Origin of the sequence: Methylobacterium sp. C25 (assembly GCF_021352225.1) — a bacterium.
In the GTDB taxonomy this organism is placed as follows: domain Bacteria; phylum Pseudomonadota; class Alphaproteobacteria; order Rhizobiales; family Beijerinckiaceae; genus Methylobacterium.
The window spans coordinates 541,486-563,569 of sequence record NZ_JAAUVI010000002.1; the positions used below are offsets into that span (position 1 = coordinate 541,486).

General features: G+C 66.5%; 25 protein-coding genes and 1 riboswitch. Of the genes, 11 read left to right on the forward strand and 14 right to left on the reverse strand.

Annotated features, from left to right (window positions below):
- Nucleotides 1–62 precede the first annotated feature (62 nt).
- Entirely contained in the window at nucleotides 63–803 is a 741-nt protein-coding gene (locus tag HCU64_RS08910; RefSeq protein WP_233383473.1) for a spermidine synthase, read from the forward strand.
- Between the two features lie 148 nt (nucleotides 804–951).
- On the opposite strand, the gene HCU64_RS08915 is transcribed toward HCU64_RS08910, so the two are convergent.
- Nucleotides 952–2,343, reverse strand: a complete 1,392-nt coding sequence (locus tag HCU64_RS08915) for an aminotransferase-like domain-containing protein (protein ID WP_233383668.1) — start codon at nucleotides 2,341–2,343, stop codon at nucleotides 952–954.
- Between the two features lie 178 nt (nucleotides 2,344–2,521).
- Here HCU64_RS08915 and HCU64_RS08920 point away from each other — a divergent pair, with 178 nt between their 5' ends.
- Complete coding sequence (locus HCU64_RS08920) at nucleotides 2,522–2,905, forward strand: DUF983 domain-containing protein (RefSeq protein ID WP_233383474.1); 384 nt, start codon at nucleotides 2,522–2,524, stop codon at nucleotides 2,903–2,905.
- A gap of 83 nt (nucleotides 2,906–2,988) precedes the next feature.
- Nucleotides 2,989–3,513: a GlcG/HbpS family heme-binding protein gene (locus HCU64_RS08925; protein ID WP_233383475.1), complete on the forward strand. Its 525-nt coding sequence runs from the start codon at nucleotides 2,989–2,991 to the stop codon at nucleotides 3,511–3,513.
- Between the two features lie 26 nt (nucleotides 3,514–3,539).
- Here the strand turns inward: HCU64_RS08925 and pncB are convergent, their stop codons facing one another.
- Nucleotides 3,540–4,832 (reverse strand): nicotinate phosphoribosyltransferase, encoded by a 1,293-nt coding sequence (pncB, locus tag HCU64_RS08930; protein ID WP_233383476.1) that lies wholly within the window; start codon nucleotides 4,830–4,832, stop codon nucleotides 3,540–3,542.
- 140 nt (nucleotides 4,833–4,972) lie between these two features.
- On the opposite strand from pncB, the gene HCU64_RS08935 reads away from it, so the two are divergent.
- The 6 genes from HCU64_RS08935 (at nucleotide 4,973) to HCU64_RS08960 (ending at nucleotide 9,552) form a co-directional block, all read left to right on the forward strand.
- Nucleotides 4,973–5,314, forward strand: a complete 342-nt coding sequence (locus HCU64_RS08935; RefSeq protein ID WP_233383477.1) for an ArsR/SmtB family transcription factor — start codon at nucleotides 4,973–4,975, stop codon at nucleotides 5,312–5,314.
- Nucleotides 5,314–5,820, forward strand: a complete 507-nt coding sequence (locus HCU64_RS08940; protein ID WP_233383478.1) for an SRPBCC family protein — start codon at nucleotides 5,314–5,316, stop codon at nucleotides 5,818–5,820. The genes HCU64_RS08935 and HCU64_RS08940 overlap by 1 nt, the downstream gene beginning before the upstream one ends.
- A gap of 231 nt (nucleotides 5,821–6,051) precedes the next feature.
- Entirely contained in the window at nucleotides 6,052–7,176 is a 1,125-nt protein-coding gene (locus HCU64_RS08945; protein ID WP_233383479.1) for an Mrp/NBP35 family ATP-binding protein, read from the forward strand.
- A 12-nt stretch (nucleotides 7,177–7,188) separates the two neighbouring features.
- Nucleotides 7,189–7,926, forward strand: a complete 738-nt coding sequence (gene mobA / locus HCU64_RS08950) for a molybdenum cofactor guanylyltransferase (protein WP_233383480.1) — start codon at nucleotides 7,189–7,191, stop codon at nucleotides 7,924–7,926.
- A gap of 177 nt (nucleotides 7,927–8,103) precedes the next feature.
- Nucleotides 8,104–8,916, forward strand: a complete 813-nt coding sequence (locus HCU64_RS08955) for an inositol monophosphatase family protein (RefSeq protein ID WP_233383481.1) — start codon at nucleotides 8,104–8,106, stop codon at nucleotides 8,914–8,916.
- Between the two features lie 90 nt (nucleotides 8,917–9,006).
- Nucleotides 9,007–9,552, forward strand: a complete 546-nt coding sequence (locus HCU64_RS08960; RefSeq protein WP_233383482.1) for an adenine phosphoribosyltransferase — start codon at nucleotides 9,007–9,009, stop codon at nucleotides 9,550–9,552.
- Nucleotides 9,553–9,729: 177 nt separating this feature from the next.
- On the opposite strand, the gene purQ is transcribed toward HCU64_RS08960, so the two are convergent.
- From purQ to guaA, 5 genes are all read right to left on the reverse strand, one after another.
- Nucleotides 9,730–10,410 (reverse strand): phosphoribosylformylglycinamidine synthase subunit PurQ, encoded by a 681-nt coding sequence (gene purQ, locus HCU64_RS08965; RefSeq protein ID WP_233383483.1) that lies wholly within the window; start codon nucleotides 10,408–10,410, stop codon nucleotides 9,730–9,732.
- Nucleotides 10,410–10,652, reverse strand: coding sequence for a phosphoribosylformylglycinamidine synthase subunit PurS (purS, locus tag HCU64_RS08970; protein WP_233383484.1), 243 nt, complete (start codon nucleotides 10,650–10,652; stop codon nucleotides 10,410–10,412). Before purS ends, purQ begins: the two co-directional genes overlap by 1 nt.
- Nucleotides 10,653–10,796: 144 nt before the next feature.
- On the reverse strand, nucleotides 10,797–10,964 hold the full coding sequence (locus HCU64_RS08975; protein WP_233383485.1) for a hypothetical protein: 168 nt from the start codon (nucleotides 10,962–10,964) through the stop codon (nucleotides 10,797–10,799).
- A gap of 57 nt (nucleotides 10,965–11,021) precedes the next feature.
- Complete coding sequence (locus HCU64_RS08980) at nucleotides 11,022–11,438, reverse strand: MAPEG family protein (RefSeq protein WP_233383486.1); 417 nt, start codon at nucleotides 11,436–11,438, stop codon at nucleotides 11,022–11,024.
- Between the two features lie 76 nt (nucleotides 11,439–11,514).
- Nucleotides 11,515–13,086: a glutamine-hydrolyzing GMP synthase gene (guaA, locus tag HCU64_RS08985; protein ID WP_233383487.1), complete on the reverse strand. Its 1,572-nt coding sequence runs from the start codon at nucleotides 13,084–13,086 to the stop codon at nucleotides 11,515–11,517.
- 273 nt (nucleotides 13,087–13,359) lie between these two features.
- Here guaA and HCU64_RS08990 point away from each other — a divergent pair, with 273 nt between their 5' ends.
- The gene (locus HCU64_RS08990) at nucleotides 13,360–14,385 is read left to right on the forward strand and encodes an alpha/beta fold hydrolase (protein ID WP_233383488.1); all 1,026 of its coding nucleotides are present in this window, start codon (nucleotides 13,360–13,362) and stop codon (nucleotides 14,383–14,385) included.
- 142 nt (nucleotides 14,386–14,527) lie between these two features.
- Here HCU64_RS08990 and HCU64_RS08995 read toward each other — a convergent pair whose 3' ends face one another.
- The 6 genes from HCU64_RS08995 to thiO form a co-directional block, all read right to left on the reverse strand.
- The gene (locus HCU64_RS08995) at nucleotides 14,528–15,280 is read right to left on the reverse strand and encodes an AAA family ATPase (protein ID WP_442785931.1); all 753 of its coding nucleotides are present in this window, start codon (nucleotides 15,278–15,280) and stop codon (nucleotides 14,528–14,530) included.
- 172 nt (nucleotides 15,281–15,452) lie between these two features.
- Complete coding sequence (locus HCU64_RS09000) at nucleotides 15,453–16,340, reverse strand: hypothetical protein (RefSeq protein WP_233383490.1); 888 nt, start codon at nucleotides 16,338–16,340, stop codon at nucleotides 15,453–15,455.
- 348 nt (nucleotides 16,341–16,688) lie between these two features.
- Complete coding sequence (locus HCU64_RS09005; protein WP_233383669.1) at nucleotides 16,689–17,456, reverse strand: thiamine phosphate synthase; 768 nt, start codon at nucleotides 17,454–17,456, stop codon at nucleotides 16,689–16,691.
- Entirely contained in the window at nucleotides 17,456–18,259 is an 804-nt protein-coding gene (locus HCU64_RS09010) for a thiazole synthase (protein ID WP_233383491.1), read from the reverse strand. The genes HCU64_RS09005 and HCU64_RS09010 overlap by 1 nt, the downstream gene beginning before the upstream one ends.
- 24 nt (nucleotides 18,260–18,283) lie before the next feature.
- Nucleotides 18,284–18,493: a sulfur carrier protein ThiS gene (gene thiS / locus HCU64_RS09015; protein ID WP_233383492.1), complete on the reverse strand. Its 210-nt coding sequence runs from the start codon at nucleotides 18,491–18,493 to the stop codon at nucleotides 18,284–18,286.
- The gene (gene thiO / locus HCU64_RS09020; RefSeq protein WP_233383493.1) at nucleotides 18,490–19,713 is read right to left on the reverse strand and encodes a glycine oxidase ThiO; all 1,224 of its coding nucleotides are present in this window, start codon (nucleotides 19,711–19,713) and stop codon (nucleotides 18,490–18,492) included. Before thiO ends, thiS begins: the two co-directional genes overlap by 4 nt.
- A 63-nt stretch (nucleotides 19,714–19,776) precedes the next feature.
- Nucleotides 19,777–19,897: riboswitch (TPP riboswitch) on the reverse strand.
- Between the two features lie 319 nt (nucleotides 19,898–20,216).
- On the opposite strand from thiO, the gene HCU64_RS09025 reads away from it, so the two are divergent.
- A complete protein-coding gene (locus HCU64_RS09025; RefSeq protein WP_233383494.1) occupies nucleotides 20,217–20,609 on the forward strand; it encodes a retropepsin-like aspartic protease family protein in 393 nt (130 codons plus the stop codon).
- 36 nt (nucleotides 20,610–20,645) lie between these two features.
- Here HCU64_RS09025 and HCU64_RS09030 read toward each other — a convergent pair whose 3' ends face one another.
- The gene (locus tag HCU64_RS09030) at nucleotides 20,646–21,977 is read right to left on the reverse strand and encodes an adenylate/guanylate cyclase domain-containing protein (protein ID WP_233383495.1); all 1,332 of its coding nucleotides are present in this window, start codon (nucleotides 21,975–21,977) and stop codon (nucleotides 20,646–20,648) included.
- Nucleotides 21,978–22,084: the final 107 nt, after the last annotated feature.

The window sequence follows — 22,084 nt, forward strand, 5'->3', positions numbered from 1 at the left end:
GACCTTGGCCGTGGCGATCCAGCGTCGCCGCGGCCGATCCGGCGTCCCCAGCGAGCATCCCGATGATCCCCTGGGAGCACCTCGATACCGGTCCCATCCCCGGTGAGGACACCCCGCTTCGGCTGATGCGGCGGGGCGAGGAATATTCGATCTTCATTGGCCCGACCGAGCTGATGGGCACCCGCGTCAGCGCCTCCGAGACGGCGCTCGCCGCGCTGGTCTGCGCCCGGCTCGGGGATCGGCGGCGCGCCCGGATCCTGATCGGCGGCCTCGGCATGGGCTTCACCCTGCGCGCCGCCCTCGATGCGCTCGGGCCGGATGCCGCCATCGTCGTCGCCGAACTCGTCCCGGCCGTCGCCGAATGGGCGCGCGGTCCGCTGGCTCGGATCTTTGCGGGCAGCCTCGACGATCCGCGCGTGGATCTCCGGGTCGACGATGTCGGAGCCCAGATCCGCCTGGTGCCCGGCCAGTACGACGCGATCCTGCTCGACGTGGACAATGGCCCCGAGGGCCTGATGCGGGCGGAGAACGACCGCCTCTACGGCCTGGAAGGCCTTGCCCAGGCCCGCGCGGCGCTTCGCCCCGGCGGCATTCTCGGGATCTGGTCACAGGGGCCGAATGCAGCCTTCACCACCCGTCTCAAGCGTTCAGGCTTTGCCGTCGAGGAAGAGCGGGTGCGGGCGCATGGAAGAGGCGGTCGCAGACACGTCCTGTGGCTCGCGACCCGCCCCATGGGAGGAGCCAGGCCGACACCAGGAATCTCCCGGGGCCGAGGAGCCGCGGACCGAGGCCGCCGCGGCTGACGCGCCTCCCAATTGTGTTTCGGACCCGCCGTGGACCCAGTCCAACCGGACAGGTCGAAACGTTCATCGAACGCCCGGCATCGACAACACGCTTGTCGATCCCAGCTGCCGCATCACGGCGCCAGCCTCTGCTTCGTCGAGTCCTCGATCAAACCACCGTCGAGATACTTCCCGGCGGCTGCGTCAGCAGCATCGCAAGCAGACTGAGCCCATAACGCAGCGTCTCGCGGTCGGGGGCTGCGCCGAGGGAGACACGGATCGCCTCCGGCGCCGGGCCGACGGCGAAGGCGTCGCTCGCGATGACACTGACACCGAGCTGGCGCGCATGCGCTCCCAGTCCGGCCCGCTGCCATGCCTCCGGCAATGTCAGCCAGAGGTGGTGCCCGCTGGATTGGCTCTGGACGGACAGCCCTGCGAACGCTTCCCTGGCGATCGCCTGCCGGAGCCCGTTCTCCGTGCGGATAGCAGAAACGATCTCGTCGAGCTCACCCTGGGCCAACCAGTGCGAGGCAAGCGCAGCCGCAAGTGGCGGCGCCATCATGCTGATGGTGCGCAGTTCGGCCGACAGGCGAACCGCCTCGCCGGTGCCGGGCGCAGCCACGAAGGCGATACGCAGGCTCGGGCTGACGCATTTCGACAGTGTCGCGATGTGCCAAGTGATATCGCCGGCGAGCGCCGCGATCGGAGCGGGGGCATCGAGCGGCAAAGCGCCGTAGGCATCATCCTCGATAATCGCCACACCGTGGGAGCGAGCGACCTCCACGATCTGCTCGCGCCGCCGTGCTGGCAGCGTGGCCGTGGTCGGGTTGTCGAGCGTCGGCACGAGGTAGAGCGCCCGCGGCCCCGCCCGTTGGCAGCATTCGCGGAACGCTTCGGGGATCACGCCGTCCGCGTCACCCGCCACGGCAACGAGCCGCACTCCGCGCCGCTCTGCTGCCATGCGAAGCCCTGGATAGGTCAGCGCGGGAACGCAAAGGCTGTCGCCCGGCTTGAGCGCCACCGCGAGAATGGCAGCAAGCGCCGTCTGAGCGCCGCCCGCGACGACGATCCGCTGCACGGGGACCGGACCCAGCCGCCGGCCGAGCCATTCGGCGGCTGCCGCCCGATCCGACAGGACACCAGCACTGTCCTGATAGTGAAGCCGGTCGAGGAAGCCCGGCGATCCGGCGAGCGCAGCGAGGCCCGCCTGCATCCGTTCGGCGAGACGCGCCTCCGGGGGCTGTGGCGGCATGTTCATGCTGAAGTCGACGCTGGCCGGCGGATACGGCTGGCGCAGACCCGCAGACGGGCGCGCCGATCGCCGGACGAAGCTGCCCCGGCCCACCGTCGCGTCGATCAGGCCGACTCGCCGCGCTTCGTTGAAGGCACGCGTCACCGTCGTGAGGTCGACGTGAAGCTGCTTGGCCAGCACCCGCTGGGGCGGGAGCCGGGCCCCCTCCGCGAGCACGCCGCCGCGCACGTCCCGCGCCAGCGCCTCGACGATGGCGAGGTACTTGGGACCATTCCCGAACCCAATTGTCGGGCTCCATGCCTTCATGATTGCCTCATGCATCCCGCATTGTATGCGCCATGCAAAATTGACCGTTTCACCCTTTCGACGTTCCGGGTAAGTAAAACGGCAGTAAGTTGGACCGCACAATGTATGGATTGCTATACCATACATTGTGCGGTCACAAGCCCGCTGTCCGTCAGCGTGCGATGCGAATGGAGACATGATCATGGACGCGACCCGGCCGGCCGATCGATCGCTCTTATCCGTCGGCTTGCGATGCCGCTGTCCGCGCTGCGGAGAGGGGCACCTGTTCAAGGGGTTCATCACCCTGAAGCCCGCTTGCGAGGTCTGCGGCCTCGAATACGGCTTCGCCGATCCGGCCGACGGCCCGGCGTTCTTCATCATGATGACGATGGCTTTTCCGGTCACTGCCTTCGGGATCTGGCTGGAGCTTGCCTATGACCCGCCGCTCTGGGTGCACGCGGTGGTCACGTTGCCTCTGCTTCTTCTGGCCTGCGTTCCGGTGATCCGGCCGCTGAAGGGCCTGTTCATCGCAAGCCAGTACCGCAACAAGGCCGGCGAGGGACGGCTGGCCATCACGAAAACCTGAGCCACTCCGGATTCTGGTCGCCGCGGCACCGCGTCGCCATAGTTGGACCAGGAGCGGCCCAGAGAGGCCGTATCGGAGGATAGATGATGCGTTTGCCCCCCCTCGTCGCGGTATCCTGCGCTCTCTCGCTCGCGATCCTGCCAGCCGCTGCCCAGCAGCCACCTCCGGCTGCCCCGAACCTTCCCGACAAGGTTCCGTTCGGTGCGCCCTATGGCGCTCCGATCGGGCTGGAACAGGCGCGCAAGATCGTGGCGGCGTCGCTGGCGGAGGGGGAGAAGCGGGGATGGCCGGTCAACATCGCCGTCGTCGACACCCACGGCGAGCTGGTTCATTTCGCCCGCATGGACGGCGCTCAGCTCGCCTCCATCGACATCTCCCAGCGCAAGGCCAGGACGGCCGCGCGCTGGCGGCGAGAGTCGAAGGTCTTCTTCGAGGCCTACAGCAAGGGTCCGCCGATCTATGGCACGCTCGATCCCGGCCTCGCCGCTTCTGCCGGCGGCATCCCGCTGATCGTCGAGGGCAAGCTGATCGGCGCCGTCGGCTGCTCTGGTGGCACCAGCGACCAGGACGTCGTCGTTTGCCAGGCGGGGGTCGATGCGCTGAAGTAGCGACCGGAGCGTGGCGGCCGGCTTGCTCAGACCAGCACGGGTTGCGCCGCCTGCTCACCCACGTTGAAGACACGCTTGTAGCGCTCGACCTCGTTCGCTGGCCCCTGCGCTTTCGACGGGTTGTCGGAGATCTTCACGGTCGGCCGGCCATCTGCCTCGATCACCTTGCAGACGATCGAGATCGGGTCGAGCCGGTCGTCCGGCATGAAGCCGCGAAAATCGTTGGTCAGCAGCGTGCCCCAGCCGTAGCCGATGCGTAGGCGCCCGTGGAAATGCGCGTGGATTCGCTCGATCGCGTCGATGTCGAGGCCGTCGGAGAAAATCGCGAGTTTTTCGCGCGGATCAGAGCTGCGGGACTGCCAGAAACGGATCGCTTCTTCGCCGCCCTCGATCGGATCCTTCGAATCGATCCGGATGCCGGTCCAGGCCGTGAGCCAGTCCGGTGCATCTGCGAGAAAGCCCGTTGTGCCGTAGGTGTCGGGTAGGGCGACCAGCAGGTTGCCCTCGTAATCCTGCTGCCAGTCTGCGAGCACCTCGTAGGGTGCCTTCGCAAGAGCGGCGTCGTCTTCGGCAAGCGCCGCGTAGACCATCGGCAATTCATGGGCGTTGGTGCCGACGGCTTCGACCTCGCGACGCTGGGCGATCAAGCAGTTCGAGGTACCAAGGAATGCCTTGCCCAGGCCTTCCTGCATCGCCTGCACACACCAGTCCTGCCAAAGAAAGCCGTGGCGGCGGCGCGTGCCGAAATCGGCGATGGAGAGGTCGGGCAGCTTTTTCAGCCGCTCGATCTTCTCCCAAACTCGCGTCATGGCGCGGGCGTAGAGCACCTGCAACTCGAACCGGCCCATCCCGTTGAGCGTCGCACGCGAGCGGAGCTCGTTCAGGATGGCAAGAGCCGGCACCTCCCACATGGTCGTCGCGATCCACGGCCCGTGGAAGGTCAGCACGTACTGGCCGTCGTATTTCTCGAGCTGGTAGGGCGGCAGCTGAAACCCTTCGAGCCAGTCCAAAAACTCGGCCGAAAACATCTGGCGCTTGCCGTAGAAGGTGTTTCCGCGGAGCCAAGTGGCCTCGCCGCGCGACAATCTGAGGCCTCGGGCATGGTCGAGCTGAGCGCGCAGCTCGCCCTCGTCGATCTCGTCGGCGATACGGATCGCCGTGCTTCGGTTCTTGATGCCGAAGGTAACGGGCAGGTCGCGGTGGCGGCGAAAAATCGTCTGCGCCATCAGCAACTTGTAGAAGTCGGTGTCGAGCAGCGATCGGACGATCGGGTCGATGCGGAAGTTGTGGTTGTAGACGCGTGTCGCGAGGTCGAGCATCGAGATCGATCGGGCCTTGCACGACCCGGACCGGCCGCCGAGCGCTAAGGCTCATGGACGGCCGAGCGAAGTCAATCCGATCGATCGGTCCGGATCGAGCTTGCGCCAAAACGAATGCATGTTTATGCATATGCATTGTGATGCATTCCAATCTCTTCGAAGCGCTCGCCGACCCGACGCGCCGAGTCATCATCGAGGCGCTGCGCGACGGTGAGCGGCCGGTGAACGACATCGTGCGGCAGGCGGGAATCCACCAATCGGGCGTCTCCCGGCATCTGCGGATTCTCAGCGAGGCCGGCTTCGTCTCGGTGCGGCCTGACGGCCAGCAGCGCCTCTATGCCCTACGGCCCGAGCCGTTTCGCGAACTGGAAACCTGGCTCACCGAGTATCGGCAGCTCTGGGAAGCCCGCCTCGATCGCTTCGGCGCTGCGCTCGAGAAGAGGCGCGGCGAACGCACCACCCCGACAAAGGAGCCACGGTGATGAGTGATACGGATCCGTTCGCGCAGGCCGTGCGAGCCCAGGAGAAGGTGGTCGTCGAGCGCACCTATCCCGCGGCGGCCGAGCAGCTCTGGGAGCTGTGGACGACGAAGGAGGGGTTCGAATCCTGGTGGGGGCCGGAAGGATTTCGCGTGGAGGTCCGTGCCTTGGAGGCACGGCCGGGCGGCGTGCTCGCCTACGACATGATCGCAGACGCGCCGGAGGCGATCGCCGCGATGAAACAGATGGGCCAGCCGGTCTCGCACGACACGAAGGGTCGTTTCGGCGAGTTCAAACCGCACGAGCGGCTGAGCCTCATCCACCTGATCGACTTTATCGCGGGCGTCGCGCCGTACGAGGTCTCGATCGAGGTCGAGTTCCAACCCTTGGGTGACCTGACACGGATGGTGGTGACACTGGAGCACCATCCCGATCCGCATTGGACCAAGATGTCGACGCTGGGCTTCCAGAGCCAGATCACCAAGCTCGACCGTCGCTTCGGGAATTGAGGACCCCGACGACCCGCCTCGTCGTTCCGGCGCTATCGCAATGGGCACATCGAGCGCGTGAGGCGTCTGCCCGGACCGCCCGGCTGGAGGCATGTCTCATCGAGACCCCGCCATCCCGTAGACGCCGATACGGCGCTGCCCGGGCTGGCGTTTCGGGCATATGAGGCTACATGGGCGGTGTATTCAAAGCGTGGACGAAAACGGCCGTCGACCGGCCGCAAGGAGCTGACCTTGGCGATCACCCGTGACGACGTGATCCAGGCCCTGTCGACCGTTGCGGTCGACGGCGGCGGCACGACTTTGCCCGCCTCCGGCCGGCTCTCGCAGGTTGTTGTCGATCCGACGAACCGAGTGATGTTCTCGATCCAGATCGACCCGAGCGAGGCGGAGCGGTTCGAGCGGGTCCGTCGTGAAGCCGAGGGGCGCATCCTCGCCATGCCCGGCGTGTCGGGCGTTTTCGCGAGCCTGACCTCGGAACGCGGCCCGAACGCGCCTCCGCCGCGGCAGCCTGCGCCGGGTGCCGGTGCGCCGCCGGCTCCGCCGCGCACGGGCCCGGCTTTGCCCGGCGTACGGCACATCGTTGCAGTCGCCTCCGGTAAGGGCGGTGTCGGCAAGTCCACGACGGCCTGCAACCTCGCCCTGGCGCTGCACGCTCAAGGGCTGAGGGTCGGTCTGCTCGACGCAGATATCTACGGTCCCTCGGTGCCCAAGCTCTTCGGGATCGAGGGCAAGCCCCGGGTGATCGAGGGCAAGGTTCTCGAGCCGATGCAGGGCTACGGCATCAAGGTGATGTCGATCGGCTTCCTGATCGAGGCGGATTCCGCGATGATCTGGCGCGGTCCCATGGTCCAGTCCGCGATCACGCAGATGCTACGGGACGTCGCATGGGGCGATCTCGACATCCTCGTGGTGGACATGCCCCCGGGCACCGGCGACGCTCAGCTCACCATGGCGCAGTCGACGCCACTCTCCGGCGCCGTCATCGTCTCGACGCCGCAGGACCTCGCGCTGATCGACGCACGGCGTGCCGTGAGCATGTTCAAGAAGGTCTCGGTGCCGATCCTCGGCGTGATCGAGAACATGGCGACCTTCATCTGCCCGCATTGCGGCGGAACCTCCGACATCTTCGGCCATGGCGGTGCACGCACGGAAGCGGCCCGGCTCGAAGTGCCGTTCCTGGGCGAGGTACCGCTGACCATGGTGATCCGCGAAACCTCGGATGCCGGTCGCCCCGTCGTCGCGACGGACCAGGCAGGACCGCAGGCAGAGATCTATCGCGGGATCGCGCGCACGCTCTGGTCCAATCTCGAAGGTGCGCCGGCCGGCCGCGCCGCGCCGCGCATCGTCATCGAATAGCGCTCCGGCGCCATGACGCCGCCGACCCTCGGGCTGATCCTGGCCGGCGGCCTCGCCCGCCGCTTGGGCGGCGTGGATAAGCCGCTGCTGCGGCTCGGCGACCGGACCCTGCTCGACCACATCGTCGAGCGCCTGAAGCCGCAATGCAGCGCCGGGCTCGTGCTCAGCGCCAACGGCGATCCGGCGCGCTTTGCCGGGTTCGACGGCCCGATCCTGCCCGACGGCATCCCCGGACATCCCGGCCCGCTCGCCGGCATTCTCGCCGCGCTCGACTTCGCGGCGGAGCACAGCAGCCGTCATGCGCCTGCCGACCCGACCCTTCATCCGGAGGGGCGACGCGGAAGCGAGCCGACTCCAGGACCGCCTGTGCAGCCGGCGCTGCGTGAGAGAGAGTGTGGGATCGAACGGATCGTCAGCGTGTCAGGAGACGCGCCCTTCATCCCGCTCGATCTCGTCGAACGCCTTCACGCTGCGCTGGACGCAGGCGACAGGCCGATCGCGATCGCCACTTCGGAAAAGCAGCATTACACGGTCGCACTTTGGCCCGTGGCACTCCGAGACGATCTGCGCGCGGCTCTGGTGGAGCGCGACGAGCGCCGCGTCGGGGCCTTCATCGCGCGGCACGGCGCGGCCGTGGTGTCATGGCCGACGGCGCCCTTCGACCCGTTTCTCAACATCAACGAGCCGGCCGATCTGGCGACCGCCGAAGCCGTAATTGCCGATCGAAGGCGCCCCGGCCTGCTCCGATAGCGGTCCCCTCCCCGCGGTCGAACGCAGCCGCGATTTGGCTTTCGCGAGCCTGATGCGCCGACATGCCCGCAGATATTCGCCCGTGCCTATGGCGCTTGGCCGCAACGCGTATAGAACGCCCCCGACAACCCCCGACCGCCATCAGCACGCCGGTATCGGGCCGGACACGGATTCCGCATGATCAATTCCCCCCTCATGACCGTCATGGTCGACGCCGTCCGCAAGGCCGCCCGCGGCCTCAAGCGCGATTTCGGCGAGGTCGAGAACCTTCAGGTCTCGCGCAAAGGTCCCGGCAACTTCGTCTCCGCCGCCGACCGCAAGGCCGAGGAGGTTCTGCGCGATGCCCTCATGAAGGCCCGGCCCGGCTACGGCATGGTGCTGGAGGAGAACGGCACGATCGAGGGAACCGACAAGAGCCACACCTGGCACATCGACCCGCTCGACGGCACCACCAACTTCCTGCACGGCATCCCGCATTTCGCGATTTCGGTCGGTCTGGAGCGAGACGGACTGGTCGTGGCCGGCGTGATCTACGACCCGATCAAGGACGAACTCTTCGTCGCCGAACGCGGCAAGGGCGCCTATCTCAACAACCGCCGCCTGCGCGTCTCCGGCCGCTCTGAGCTCGCCGATGCCCTCGTCGCCTATGGCTCGCCCTATCTCGGCCGCGGCGACCAGCCTCGTCTGCTGAAGGAGGTCGCAGCGGTGATGCAGGTGACAGGGGGCGCGCGTCGCTTCGGCTCGGCCGCCCTCGACCTCGCCTATGTCGCCTGCGGCCGCAACGACCTCTACTGGGAGCGGGACATCCAGTCCTGGGACATCGCGGCCGGCATCATCCTGGTGCGCGAGGCCGGCGGCTTCGTCACCAACGCCGATGGCGGCGCCGAACCCCTCGCAGCCAAGACGGCCGCCAAGTCGGTGGCGGCCGGCAACGAGGCGCTGCATGGCGAGCTGATCAGCATTCTTCGCAAGGCAAATTCACAGGGCTGAACGGCCCCATTCTTGCGGGCAGACTGCTGGCTCTCTGCCTACGCTTCTGCTCTAAACCTCGGTCACGACAGGGACAACGAAGGCCGCTCGATGGAAGCCCGCAAGCACAGCGCTCTCAAGGACTCGATCCGGTCGATCCCGGACTACCCGAAGCCGGGCATCATCTTCCGGGACATCACCACACTGCTCAGCGATCCGCGTTCCTTCCGGCGCGCCGTGGATTCCCTCGTTCACCCTTATGCGGGTGGACAGGTGGATCAGGTGGCTGGCATCGAGGCGCGCGGCTTCATCCTCGGCGGCGCGGTGGCGCACCAGCTCTCTTCGGGCTTCGTGCCGATCCGAAAGAAGGGCAAGCTGCCCCACAAGACTGTCTCGCTGGAATACTCTCTCGAATACGGCACCGACCACATCGAGATCCATGTCGACGCGATCAAGAAGGGCGACCGCGTCCTGCTCGTCGACGATCTCATCGCCACCGGCGGCACCGCGACGGCGGCCGTGAACCTGCTGCGCCAGCTCGGCGCGGAAGTGGTCGCCGCCTGTTTCGTGATCGACCTGCCGGAGATCGGCGGCGCGCAGAAGCTGCGCGACCTCGGCGTCCAAGTGCGCACGTTGGTGGAGTTCGAGGGGCACTAAGGGGCGGCACACCGCAACACCCTCGGCCGTCATTCCGGGGCTCGCTGAAAGCGAGAACCCGGACCCGAAGGGGCGCGCAGAGCGTGCAATCCAGAATCGCTACCGAGCCATGACTTGCCGACTTAGAGGCTCTGGATTCCGGGTTCGCCTGCGGCGCCCCGGAATGACAGTGGTGACTTACGCCGCCAAGCTCTCGAATAGCCCACGGCCGTCGACGCCGCCGAGCATGTCTTCGACGAAGTTCTCGGGGTGGGGCATCATCCCGAGCACGTTGAGTTTTTCGGAATAGATCCCGGCGATGGAGTTCAGCGAGCCGTTGCGGTTCGCATCCTCGGTGAGCTCACCGGCCGCATCGGAATAGCGGAAGGCCACGCGGCCATCGCCCTCGAGCCGCGCCACCGTCTCCGCATCGGCGAAGTAGTTGCCCTCGCCATGCGCGACGCAAACGTCGATCACCTGGCCCTTCGTGTAGGCCGTGGTGAAGCGCGTATCGGCCCGCTCCACGCGCAGCATCTGGCGGTGGCAGATGAAGCGCCGGTTGATGTTGCGCATCAGCACGCCGGGCAGCAGGCCCGACTCGCACAGGATCTGGAAGCCGTTGCAGATCCCGAGCACGAGGCCGCCGCGCGCCGCATGCGCCCGCACGGCATCCATCGCCGCTGCGCGCCCGGCAATGGCGCCACAACGCAGGTAGTCGCCATAGGAGAAGCCGCCGGGCAGCACGGCGAGATCGGTGCCGGCGGGCAGCTCGTGGTCGGCGTGCCAGACCTTCACCACCTCGGCGCCGGCGAGCGTCAACGCGCGGGCCACGTCGGCATCGCGGTTGGAGCCGGGGAAAACGACGATCGCCGCGCGCATCAGGCGATCTCGATCTCGTAGTTTTCGATCACCGTATTCGCTAGCAGCTTCTCGCAAGCCGCCTTCAGCGTGGTCTCGGCCTGCGGCTTGTCGCTGCCCGCGATCTCGACGTCGAAAACCTTGCCCTGGCGGACGCTGCCGACATCCTGGATGCCGAAGGATTGGAGCGCCGACTCGATGGCCTTGCCCTGTGGATCCAGGACGCCGGTCTTCAGGGTGACGACGATGCGGGCCTTGATCATGCGGGCGCTTGGCGGCTTTCGGAAACGGATGCGGTCTCATACGGAAACGGCGCGCCCGCGGATAGACCGATACGGAAATATTCGGAACCCGCGAGCATGCGGCGATCCGCGACGGCGCGAACGCTTCCGCAGCCAGCGCGTCCATCAGCGCTTCACGGCGATCGATGCCTCACGCTCGGCCGCGCTCCAGCAGCTCGGCCCATCCGGGCGTACCCTAGAGGCGTGGCTCACCGTCGCCCGGTCATCACCTTGTCCTGCGCTGCAGAGAGCGCTGACATCGGCATGGCGGTAGAACAGGTCGGGAGGCGTCATCGTGTTCGGGGCGGTTTGAGGCGACGATGCCCGACCGGGTCGTCACGGAATCGCTCGTCAAAGTATCAGGCTGCGATGCACGAAGGGTGCAGCGAGCACGGCGAGCATGCCAAGGGATGCAACGTTCCAGAACACGGAGCGTATAACCGGCACACCTGTGATGTAGAGCAAGGTGTAGACGATCCGGCCGCCGAGATAGGCAATCGATCCCCATTGCGTCAGCGCATCGTGAATGCCGGCCGCATGGGCAATCAGTACCGCGACCGCGAAACACGGAAACGTTTCCATGTAATTGCGGAAGTTGCGGTTGATGCGCCCTGGAATCGGCTTGAGCGGGGGCATTTCGTGATCGCGCGGGCCCGCACCCCAGCGAAGGCCATATTGCACGTTGGCTGCCTGTGCGGCGACGATCAGCTGAAGAAAGCCCCAGACGGTTGCGGCCGCAAGCACTCCCAGTTCAAAGCTGATATCCATTCCATACTCAAAACGCGGTCATCGCTGAAATATTGCCCGAGACAACCTGGCTGAAAATGACCTGCCTCGATTGCTCTCACTCCCACTCGATCGTCCCCGGCGGCTTCGACGTGATATCGTAGGTCACCCGGTTGATGCCCTTCACCTCGTTGATGATGCGCGTCGCCACGCGGCCGAGGAAGGCCATGTCAAAGGGGTAGAAATCGGCGGTCATGCCGTCGATGGAGGTGACGGCGCGGAGCGCACAGACGTGATCGTAGGTGCGGCCGTCGCCCATCACGCCCACCGTCTTCACCGGCAGGATCACGGCGAAGGCCTGCCAGATCGTGTCGTAGAGGCCGGCCTGGCGGATCTCGTCGAGATAGATCGCGTCGGCCTTGCGCAGGGCGTCGAGCTTCTCGCGGGTGATGACGCCGGGGCAGCGGATGGCGAGGCCCGGGCCGGGGAAGGGATGGCGGCCGACGAAGCTCTCGGGAAGGCCGAGTTCCTTGCCGAGCAGGCGCACCTCATCCTTGAACAGCTCGCGCAACGGTTCCACGAGCTTCATGTTCATGCGCTCGGGCAGGCCGCCGACATTGTGGTGGCTCTTGATCGTCACCGAGGGACCGCCGGAGAACGACACGCTCTCGATCACGTCCGGATAGAGCGTGCCCTGGGCGAGGAAGGCCGCGCCGCCGATCTTCTGGGCCTCCTGCTCGAACACGTCGATGAACAGGCGGCCGATCGTCTTGCGCTTCACCTCGGGGTCGTCGACGCCTTCGAGCGCGCTGATGAACAGCTCCTGCGCCTGAACGTGGACGAGCGGGATGTTGTAGTGGTCGCGGAAGAGCCGAACGACCTCGTCGCCCTCGCCGAGCCGCATCAGGCCGTGATCGACGAAGACGCAGGTGAGTTGATCGCCGATCGCCTCATGGATCAGCACGGCCGCCACGGAAGAATCGACGCCGCCGGAGAGGCCGCAGATCACCTTCTCCTTGCCAACCTGCTCGCGGATCTTGGCGATGGCCTCCTCGCGGTAGGCGCCCATGGTCCAGTCGCCGGTGCAGCCGGCGATGTCGCGCACGAAGTTGCGGATCAGCAGCGCGCCATGCGGGGTGTGGTGCACTTCCGGGTGGAACTGCACCGCGTAGTAGTGGCGCGATTCGTCGGCGACGGCGGCAAAGGGCGCGTTCTTCGACAGGGCGATGGTGACGAAGCCCTCAGGCAGCTTGGTCACGCGGTCGCCATGGCTCATCCAGACCGGATATTTTTCGCCGACATGCCAGACGCCGTTGAAGAGCGGTGAGTCCGCCAGAATCTCGACTTCGGCCCGGCCGAATTCGGCATGGTGGCCGCCCTCGACCTGCCCGCCGAGCTGCGCCGCCATGGTCTGCTGGCCGTAGCAGATGCCGAGCACCGGGATGCCGGCATCGAAGATCTTTTGTGGGGCACGCGGCGACAGGTCGGAGGTCACCGATTCCGGGCCGCCAGAGAGGATCACGCCCTTGGGGCGGTGCTCGTCGAAGGCCGCATCCGCCTTCGTGAAGGGCACGATCTCGCAATACACGCCCTCTTCGCGCACCCGGCGCGCGATGAGCTGCGTCACCTGCGAGCCGAAATCGACGATCAGGATCTTGTCGTGATGGGAGGTGTCGAGCAGGGAAGTCATGCGGCCTCGGGCGTGTCGTGGTTCGGGTTAGACGACGGCTCCCGGCCGCGCAACGCGCGCGCGAGCAAGGGCCGCATGCGGCGGTGTGTGCCAGCGCACCTCCGGCCGGCTCCATCCGTGCCGACCACTCCGGCGCTGCTGGACTTCTCGAAATGTTGAACGCTTTCAGGGCCCAGGCCCTGGCTCACCCGGCGATCGAGGGCGTACAGGCGGCGCGTCGTCCAAGCGCTTACCCGGCCTCGTTGGCGCGGCGACCCAATCGAGACGCAGACCATGCTGACACTCAACCGAACCCTCGCATCATCGATCGCCCTCGGCATCAGCCTCGCCGTCGGCGCCCTCGGCGCGGCGCAGGCCGAGACGGCTGCCGCCTACGGCCCGGAGCTGCAGGGCTTCGACTACCCGTTCCCGGTCGAGCGCTTCGAGTTCACCTCCCAGCGCCAGCCGCTGCAGATGGCCTATATCGACGTGCGCCCCGACCATCCGAACGGCCAGACCGCGGTCCTGCTCCACGGCAAGAACTTCTGCGCCGCGACCTGGGATAGCCAAATCCGAGCCCTGTCCGGAGCGGGCTACCGCGTCGTCGCGCCCGACCAGATCGGCTTCTGCAAGTCGAGCAAGCCGGCCGCCTACCAGTTCTCGTTCCGGCAGCTCGCCGAGAACACTCATGCCCTGCTCGACAAGCTCGGCGCAAAGAACCCCATCGTGATCGGGCACTCCACCGGCGGCATGCTGGCCGCGCACTACGCGCTGCTCTACCCGAAGGAGACCTCGCAGCTCGTGCTGGTCAATCCGATCGGGCTCGAGGATTGGAGCGCCAAGGGCGTGCCGCCGATCTCATTGGCGCAGTGGCTCGAGCGCGACCTGAAGACCTCGGCGGACACGATCCGCAACTATGAGAAGGCGACCTACTACGCCGGTCACTGGGAGGAACGTTACGAGCCCTGGGTCCAGATGCTGGCCGGGATGTATCGCGGCCCGGGCAAGGAGCAGGTCGCCTGGAATTCGGCGCTGCTTTACGACATGATCATGACCCAGCCCGTGGTCTACCGCTTCCCGCAGATCACGGTGCCGACGCTGCTCATGATCGGCCAGAAGGACATTACGGCCATTGGCAAGGATCTGGCGCCGGCGGATGTGAAGCCGACGCTCGGCCACTACCCCGAGCTCGGCAAGGCCGCAGCGAAGGCCATTCCCGGATCGCGGCTGGTGGAGTTCCCGGAACTCGGCCACGCACCGCAGATGTCGGACCCCGATGGGTTCAACAAGGCTCTGATCGAGGGGATCGCGAAGCGCTAGCCCTCGGGCCGAAGCCACCCTCGTCATTGCGAGCGTAAGCGAAGCAATCCAGAGCGACACCCGCAAACGTCAGCGTGTCGGCCCTGAATTGCTTCGGCTTCGCCTCGCAATGACGGTTGGAGCGCCCCCGGTCGTCGGCCGCTCAGTCTTCGATCATGGCTTTGATCGTACCGTCGGGATCGCCCACGAATTCGCGCATGATCCGAAAATGTTCGGTGTCCTCCAGCGCGACTGGCTCCAGACCGTATCGGTTCATCCGCAGCAATCGCGCACCCGGATGTGCCATGATGATCGGTGAGTGGGTCACGATCAGCACCTGGCTCTGATGGCCTGCTTCCATCCGGCTCAGGAGCTTGAGAAAATCGAATTGTCGCTTTGGCGACAGAGCGGATTCGGGCTCGTCGAAGATGAAGATGCCGGGCTTCGTGCAGCGTTCCTCGAAGAACCGGATGAAGCCTTCGCCATGCGAATGGGATAGAAAATCAGCCGTGGGGCTGCTCACATCGTCGAGATAGCGGGCTACCGAAAAGAAGCTCTCTGCTCGAAAGAACCAACCGCGCCCAACCTTGGGCAGCCAGCTGGCCTTGAGTGCTCGTGCCAGGTCTCCGCCGCCCACTTCGATCGCGCGAGAATTGTCGACGGCGGCGTAGCCTGGGCCGCCACCGCTTTCGTTGAAGCCGGCCAGTACCGCGATTCCTTCGAGAAGCGTGGATTTACCGACGCCGTTCTCGCCCGCGATGATGGTGATCGGGCGATCGAACACCAACTCGAAGGTGCCGTCCTTGAACAGCGGCAGGCAATAAGGATAGGCCGCGCGATCATCAATCGCATCGGCGTTGAGCCAGACCCGTTTCAAATAAGGGGGCGCCAACGTCGTATGCTGATATCTCGGCAATGGCTTATTCCATTTCTCGGACCCTGCGTTCCGCGGGTCCCATCATGGTCGAAGTCGAAGCACGATCATACGAAGAACACAGGCTCGCAGCGGAGCTATCGATCTCCGCTGCGGATGGTATGGCGGTGGGGCGATTTACGCTCAAATCGCGCGCAAGACTCTTCAGGTCGCTCTATTGCTGAACAGTAAAGCGCTGGCTGAATTCGACGGGGCCGCCGTTATGGCTCACGTCGACACGATACTGGCCCGGGGGCCAGCCTGCATCGGGCTTGCTGAGGCTGGACGAAACCATCGGGCTCGCCCCGAGTGGGATCTGGACGGACGTGATCGCGAAATTGGGCGCCGTGCCCTCCGTCTTCTCCGCGATCCAGGCCGCCGTGAGGCTATCGCCGGCCTTCACGCCGCGGACCGCCAGAGCCAGCAGGATCTTGGGTGCCGTGCGCGCGAACGCCGTTTGAGGCGGAACGTCACCCTCTCCCGGGAACGTCATGGCCTTCTCGATGTGGGTAGACTCGGACTGGCTCGCTGCCGCGACTGCGGCCGGCGGCGGAGCTGCAGCCGCGGCCGTCTTGGCAGGCGCGCTGTCGCAGCGCCGAAGCGACTCGTAGGCTTCGGGGAACCCGCCGAGCTTGAAGTCCGCGTCGGCACCGTCGAGCTTGAGCACCATCGTCTTCGCGGCCAGAAGGTTCGGCACGATGGTGTCCGGGAGCAGAGCCGTCAGGGTCTGGCCATCGCCCGTCCAGGCCGACTTGGCGATGGCGACCTTCTTGTCGAGGACTAGGGGAACCTGCAGTTTCTCGTTCTTGTCCCAGGTCCAATGCTCGTAGACGAAGGTCACGATGGCCTGATCGCCCGCCAGCGCGAAGATCAAGGCATTCTCGGCATTGTCGTCATCGGTGTCTTTGTACGACTTGCTCATCAGGCAGGCCGGGCCCTTCGAGCCGGGCGCCGTACGCTCGATCTCCCAGCCCTTGACCTTCTCGAACGGCGTCTCGCCCGCGGCCAGCACCGGGCCTCCGAGCAGGAGCGTGAAAGCCGTGAGCGTGGCTATGCGTACCATACCGTCCTCCGGGGCGACCCAACGTCGCCATGGCCATCGGCCTGCGCGGACGAACCGGACGCGGAGGCAGTGCGCGCGAAGCTTTGCAATAAGCCATGGGAAATGGCCACGGAATTTCAGGAAAATCTTCGCATTTCAGTAAACGAGGCTGGGGTGACTCGTCCGAGCAATTGAGATGGGCGCCGGGCGCTCGGCCGGATCTGTTTTGATGACTGCTTCACGATTCGACGCTGCAGCTCTCCCATCCACTTCCTCATCCTGAGGTGCGCAGCGAAGCGGAGCCTCGAAGGAGCCCTCCAGCCGGCCGCGCGATCCCTGGAGCCCTCCTTCGAGGCTCCGCTTCGCACCTCAGGATGAGAGGGTTGGGGTGGAGGAAAGACCCGATGCTGCGGCCACGAGGCGGCGTGTTTCGGCGGCGGGATCGTCCGCTCGCATCAACCCGCCCATGATGGCGATGCCGGCCGCGCCAGCCTCGCAGCAGAGGCGCGCCGTGTCGGGGCCAATTCCGCCGAGGGCGACGATGGGAAGGCCGATCGCGGCGCCCTCGCGCAGCGCGTCGAGACCGAGGCTCGGGCCGTAGCCGGGCTTGCTCGCCGTCGCAAAGATCGGGCTGAGGGTGACGTAGTCGGCGCCGGCCTGTGCTGCCGCGCGGACATCGGCGATGTTGTGGGCGGAAAGGCCGACGAGAGCGCCGGGGCGGAGGTTTTGGCGGGCGGCGGCGATGGTCGTGTGCAGAGCCATGGTCTCCGAAGCCACCACTCCGAGATTGTCAGCGAAGCGAAGCAATCCGACCGCTTCCGTCGAGCGCTGCGGTTCCCTGGATTGCTTCGCTTCACTCGCAATGACGGAGTTGGCGAAAGTAGAGCCGCCGAGGTGAACGCCATCGGCGCCGATAGCGGCGGCAAGGCCGATGTCGCCGCCGATGGTCAGGCGGCCTCCGGCCTCGCGAACGATTAGCAACAGCTGAGCGGCCAGGTCGCGTCGTGCCTCCGGCTCTAGATCCTTGTCGCGAAACCAGATCCAGCGGGCGCCCCCGTCGAGTACCGCCCGCACCGTCTCCACGAGCGGCCGGTTTGCGCTATGCCGGTCGGTGACGATGAGCAGCGGCGCGGGGATCAAGAGCCGACGAGACCGAGCTGCGGGCTCGACGGTTCGGCGCGGCCACGGCGCGGGATGCGCCCTGCGAGATGGGCGAGACGGCCGGCCTCGACCGCGTGGCGCATGGCGGCGGCCATGCGGACCGGGTCGTCGGCCTTGGCGACGGCAGTGTTGATCAGGCAGGCGGCGGCCCCGAGCTCCATGGCGATGACGGCATCCGAGGCCGTGCCGATCCCGGCATCGACGATCACCGGCACCTTCGCGCGGCGGCAGATCAGCTCGATATTGGCCGGGTTGGCGACGCCCATGCCGGAGCCGATCAGGGAGCCCATCGGCATCACCGCCGCGCAGCCCATATCGGCGAGGCGCTCGCAGATGACCGGGTCGTCGTTGCAATAGGGCAGTACGGTGAAGCCGTCGTCGATCAGGTGGCGGCAGGCCTCCATCAGCTCGGTGACGTCGGGATAGAGCGTCTCGCGGTCGCCGATCACCTCGACCTTGATCCAGGTGGTGTCGAGCGCCTCTCGGGCAAGCTCGGCGGTCATGATCGCATCGCGGGCCGTCTCGCAGCCGGCGGTGTTGGGCAGGAAGCGCTTGCCCTTGAGCTTCTGGAACGTGTCCGAGCCGTGGCCCTGCAGCGAGACGCGGCGGATGGAGGCGGTGACGACCTCGGCCCCCGAGGCGCGCACAGACTCGGCCATGATGCCCTGGCTCGGATAGCCGGCCGTGCCGATGAATAGGCGCGAGGACAGCTTCACCCCCGCGATCTCGAGGAGGTCGTCGCCGGCTTGCGCGGTGAGCGTGGTGTCGTGGTGGGTCATGGCAAAAAGCCCCGTGTCTCCTGTTCAGCCGCCCTGCATGGCGCGGACGATCTCGATGCGATCGCCCTCGCTCAATGCGGTGCCGGCCCAATCCTTCTTGCGGACGACGCGCCCGTTGAGCGCGATGGCGATGCCCTCGGAGGGCAGCTCGCGCTCCTCCGCCTCGATGGCGAAGAGCGCGGCCACGTCGGAGGCCTCGTGCTCCCAGGGCTCGCCGTTGACGATCAGCCTCATGCCCGTGCTCTCAGTTGCTGGTCTTCTGTGCCTTGCGCGAACCGGCCGAGGCCGAAGCCGCGCGCGTAATCCGGCAGCGAGCCCCGCTCCAGCAGCTCGGCCACGGCGTAGGCCGTCGAGGGCGCAAGCAGGTAGCCGTTGCGGTGATGCCCGGTGGCGACGATGACGCCGTTCGGCAGGACGTCGAGGATCGGCGCGTCGTCGTCCGAGGTCGGGCGATAGCCGCTCCAGACGGCCTCGACCTCCATCTCCTCGACGCCCGGCAGGACCCGGCGCGCCCCTTCGAGCAGCGCGAACAGACCGCCGGCGGTGACGCCCTCACGGAACCCGCAATCCTCCACCGTCGCGCCGACGATCAACGTGCCGTCGGCCTTCGGGGCCATGTGGATCTGCTCGGTCCAGACCATGTTCGACAACGTGCCCGTCCGCCGGGTGGTTTTCAGCGCCAGCGACTGGCCCTTGATCGGCCGGACCGGGAGGCTTTCGGAGCCCGGCAGCAATCCACCCTCCCCGCTCCAGGCGCCGGTGGCGAGGATCACGGTGTCGGCGCGCAGTGTGCCCTGCGGGGTGTCGAGGGAAGCCGTCGAAGTGCTCGATGCAATGATGTGCTTCACCGGAAGCATCTCCAGGATGCGAACGCCGGCGCGCTCGCAGGCAGTAACCAGAGACTGCATCACAAGGCGCGGATCGACCTGAGCATCGAGTGGGCAACGGATGCCGGCGGACACGTTCGGCCGCAGCAGCGGCTCGCGCGCCCGCGCTTCCGGACCCGAAACCCATTCCGCCGCGACGCCGGCCCGGTTCTGGAGTTCGAAGCGAAAACGCAGGCGCTCGACCTCGTCGCGACCGATCGCGAGCACCAGTGTGCCGCCCTCGCGGTAGTCGATCCCGATCCCCGCATCCGCTTGCAATTCATCACGAAATCCCGGCCACCGGCGCAGGCTGTCGAGGGCCAGCGGCAACAGCAGGTCGGAGCCCGGCTCGTGTTCGGCAGCGGGCGCGAGCATGCCCGTCGCGGCTAGGCTCGCGCCCGAGCCGATGCTGTCGCGTTCGAGGACGGTGACCGAGCGGCCAGCCCTGGCCAGACGCCAAGCAATCGACAGGCCGATCAGTCCGCCGCCGACCACAGCGACGTCGCAACGCTCCGGCAACACTGAGGAATTCGCCTGCCGACCAATGCCGCGGCGCAGGCCGATCGGGGAGTTCAGGACAGCCGACACGAGGCCTCCACGGTTACCCGTAAGGATCGTCGCCGCGCTTCGATGAAGCTCAATGAGCGTCTGGTGCCGCCCGCGGTCCAATCCCTACGCCGGTATGAGCCGGATCAGGTTCAAAGGATTTCCGCGCTGCCCTAAGGCGATAGCGGTTTCTCAGCCCCTTGTCGGGGATCTCCCTGGAATGCCCCTGATGTGGGCCGAGACGCGCGCGCGGTCAATCCCCATCATGGTCCGTGCAATTGTCGCGGTGGAACGAACCCTTCGCATACCGCCTCGTGCGATAGCAGGATCAATCACGTGCGACGCCCCGGGGCAAAGAGGGTTTCTTCACGCGCACCGTGTAGCCGTACAACCGTGCACTGGCAGGCACATGGAGCGAGGGGCGGGGTGTGACGGGCCTGGGCAGATGGGTTTTGTGCGCAGTCGCGCTCTGCCTGATCGTTGCTGGTCGGCACGGTTTCACTAAGGGCGCAAACAGTGCCGCTTCGCCTCCCCCGCCGATGGCCATGGCAGTCTCCGCCCCCTCGTCCGGTGCCATCGCGCTTCATGCGGACCGCAGCGGTCACTTCACGACGAGCGCCCTCGTCAACGGTCGCACCGTTTCGATGTTGGTCGACACCGGCGCAACCAGTTGCGCCTTCCGCGAGGAGGAGGCCGAGAGCCTCGGCATCCGTCTCGCCCCCGGCGACTTCACGCAAGTGGTCGGCACGGCCAACGGCACCGTCCGCGTCGCCCCGGTGCGCATCCGCCTTCTACAGATCGGGCCGGTCGCAGTCCGCGACGTCGAGGCCGTGGTGATCCCGCGGGGGCGGCTCAACGCGAACCTGCTTGGCATGTCGTTTCTGTCGCGACTGCGCGAGTTCAACGTGGCTGGGACGCGCATCACCCTGCGTGGGTGACGGGGGCCGTGCTCATCGTCGGGGCTAAGACGAACGTCAGTCTGCAGTCTGCGCGGCGAGAACCGCAGCCGCGCTCGTCTCGGATGCCCGGCTCGTAGGCATACAGGCGGCTGCCCTCGCGCGTCCCGGGCGATAGACCTCCATCGGCTCGGGAAAGCCGTCGAGAGGGTGCACACCGAGCGACTCGGGGTCACCCCAGAGAAAGTCGACGAACGGCTTCGACATGAGCAGCGGCTCGCCGAGCGTCCGATTGAGCCGCGCAAGACGGCTGGCAAGATTCACGTCCCGGCCAATCACCGTGAAGTCGAGTCGGGTGCCGGAGCCGACATTGCCGTAGGCCGCCTCGCCGTGATGAAGCGCAATACCGGCAGCGACGGGCTTGTCGCCGAAACGGCCGACCGCATTGGCCTCCGCGAGCGCGCCGAGGGACGCGAGGGCTGCCGTAAGGGCCCCCTTCGCCGCCCCGCCGAGGTCGTCGCCGGGCTCGCGGAAGATCGCGAGCAGGCCGTCGCCGAGATATTTCAGTACCTCGCCGCCCTCTCGCTCGATGGCGGGAACCAGACAGTCGAAAAAGTGATTCAGCAGCTCGACCGCCTCCTCGGGCGTCAGGTCGGCCGAGAGCCGGGTGTAATCGCGCATGTCCGCGAAGAGGATCGCCGAGCGGATGCGCTTCACCTGGCCCCTGCGGATGTCTCCCGACAGGATCGCGCGATGCGGCTCGTCGCCGACATAGATGCGCAAGACCTGATCGAGCTGCTTGTTGACGATCCGCATCTCCATCACCGCGGCCAGCGCCGGCATGATGAAGCGCAAGATCGCGATGTCCTCGTCCGCAAAACCATCCTTCGCACGCGTGGCGAAGGTGATGCCGTTATGGGTACCGTTGGTGAAGAAGACCGGCACTACGACATAGGCAACAAACCCTTCGGCCTTGAGCTCGGGAACGATCGAGAACAGGTCGTCGGGGGTCTCCGTGAGATCGAGGATCAGCCACTCGCCGCTCTGGTGAACCGCGTAGAACGGGCTCGCGTGATAGGCCTCATGCGAGGCTTCGCCGTGCGGAAACAGGCGAACCGTCGTGCCCGTCTCATGAGTCCAGACCCGTCCCACGCCCGAATATTCCGAATGCAGGGTATCGATCGCCGTCGAGGCGCGATCGACAGGCACGCCGATGTCGATCAAGCGCTGCGCCAATCCGGCCAGGAGGTCGCTTGCATTTTCCAGCCGCGCGCCCTCACCCAGCAACCAGTCGCGGATGCCCACGCTCGGCTGAATCGCACCGAACGGCACGTCCTGCGCCTCGGAGCCGTCGGCGAAGGCGGTGGGCGCCAATTCTTTCAGCGGCTGCGTGGCGTCCTCGTCGAGCATATGGCCAAGGTGGGTACGCCCTAGGGCAAAGCAAGGTTTGCCGGCTGGACGAAATCGGTTCCGAATGGGTAGCGGCGGCCGGTCAGGATCGACCGCCACACCGCCGC

Excerpts from the sequence above, each read along its gene's own strand:
- HCU64_RS08910 (WP_233383473.1), top strand. The coding sequence starts at position 63 with ATGATCCCCTGGGAGCACCTCGATACCGGTCCCATCCCCGGTGAGGAC.
- HCU64_RS08920 (WP_233383474.1), top strand. The coding sequence starts at position 2,522 with ATGGACGCGACCCGGCCGGCCGATCGATCGCTCTTATCCGTCGGCTTG.
- HCU64_RS08925 (WP_233383475.1), top strand. The coding sequence starts at position 2,989 with ATGATGCGTTTGCCCCCCCTCGTCGCGGTATCCTGCGCTCTCTCGCTC.
- pncB (WP_233383476.1), bottom strand. The coding sequence starts at position 4,832 with ATGCTCGACCTCGCGACACGCGTCTACAACCACAACTTCCGCATCGAC.
- HCU64_RS08935 (WP_233383477.1), top strand. The coding sequence starts at position 4,973 with ATGCATTCCAATCTCTTCGAAGCGCTCGCCGACCCGACGCGCCGAGTC.
- HCU64_RS08940 (WP_233383478.1), top strand. The coding sequence starts at position 5,314 with ATGAGTGATACGGATCCGTTCGCGCAGGCCGTGCGAGCCCAGGAGAAG.
- mobA (WP_233383480.1), top strand. The coding sequence starts at position 7,189 with ATGACGCCGCCGACCCTCGGGCTGATCCTGGCCGGCGGCCTCGCCCGC.
- HCU64_RS08955 (WP_233383481.1), top strand. The coding sequence starts at position 8,104 with ATGATCAATTCCCCCCTCATGACCGTCATGGTCGACGCCGTCCGCAAG.
- HCU64_RS08960 (WP_233383482.1), top strand. The coding sequence starts at position 9,007 with ATGGAAGCCCGCAAGCACAGCGCTCTCAAGGACTCGATCCGGTCGATC.
- purQ (WP_233383483.1), bottom strand. The coding sequence starts at position 10,410 with ATGCGCGCGGCGATCGTCGTTTTCCCCGGCTCCAACCGCGATGCCGAC.
- purS (WP_233383484.1), bottom strand. The coding sequence starts at position 10,652 with ATGATCAAGGCCCGCATCGTCGTCACCCTGAAGACCGGCGTCCTGGAT.
- HCU64_RS08975 (WP_233383485.1), bottom strand. The coding sequence starts at position 10,964 with ATGACGCCTCCCGACCTGTTCTACCGCCATGCCGATGTCAGCGCTCTC.
- HCU64_RS08980 (WP_233383486.1), bottom strand. The coding sequence starts at position 11,438 with ATGGATATCAGCTTTGAACTGGGAGTGCTTGCGGCCGCAACCGTCTGG.
- guaA (WP_233383487.1), bottom strand. The coding sequence starts at position 13,086 with ATGACTTCCCTGCTCGACACCTCCCATCACGACAAGATCCTGATCGTC.
- HCU64_RS08990 (WP_233383488.1), top strand. The coding sequence starts at position 13,360 with ATGCTGACACTCAACCGAACCCTCGCATCATCGATCGCCCTCGGCATC.
- HCU64_RS09000 (WP_233383490.1), bottom strand. The coding sequence starts at position 16,340 with ATGGTACGCATAGCCACGCTCACGGCTTTCACGCTCCTGCTCGGAGGC.
- HCU64_RS09010 (WP_233383491.1), bottom strand. The coding sequence starts at position 18,259 with ATGACCCACCACGACACCACGCTCACCGCGCAAGCCGGCGACGACCTC.
- thiS (WP_233383492.1), bottom strand. The coding sequence starts at position 18,493 with ATGAGGCTGATCGTCAACGGCGAGCCCTGGGAGCACGAGGCCTCCGAC.
- HCU64_RS09025 (WP_233383494.1), top strand. The coding sequence starts at position 20,217 with ATGGCAGTCTCCGCCCCCTCGTCCGGTGCCATCGCGCTTCATGCGGAC.
- HCU64_RS09030 (WP_233383495.1), bottom strand. The coding sequence starts at position 21,977 with ATGCTCGACGAGGACGCCACGCAGCCGCTGAAAGAATTGGCGCCCACC.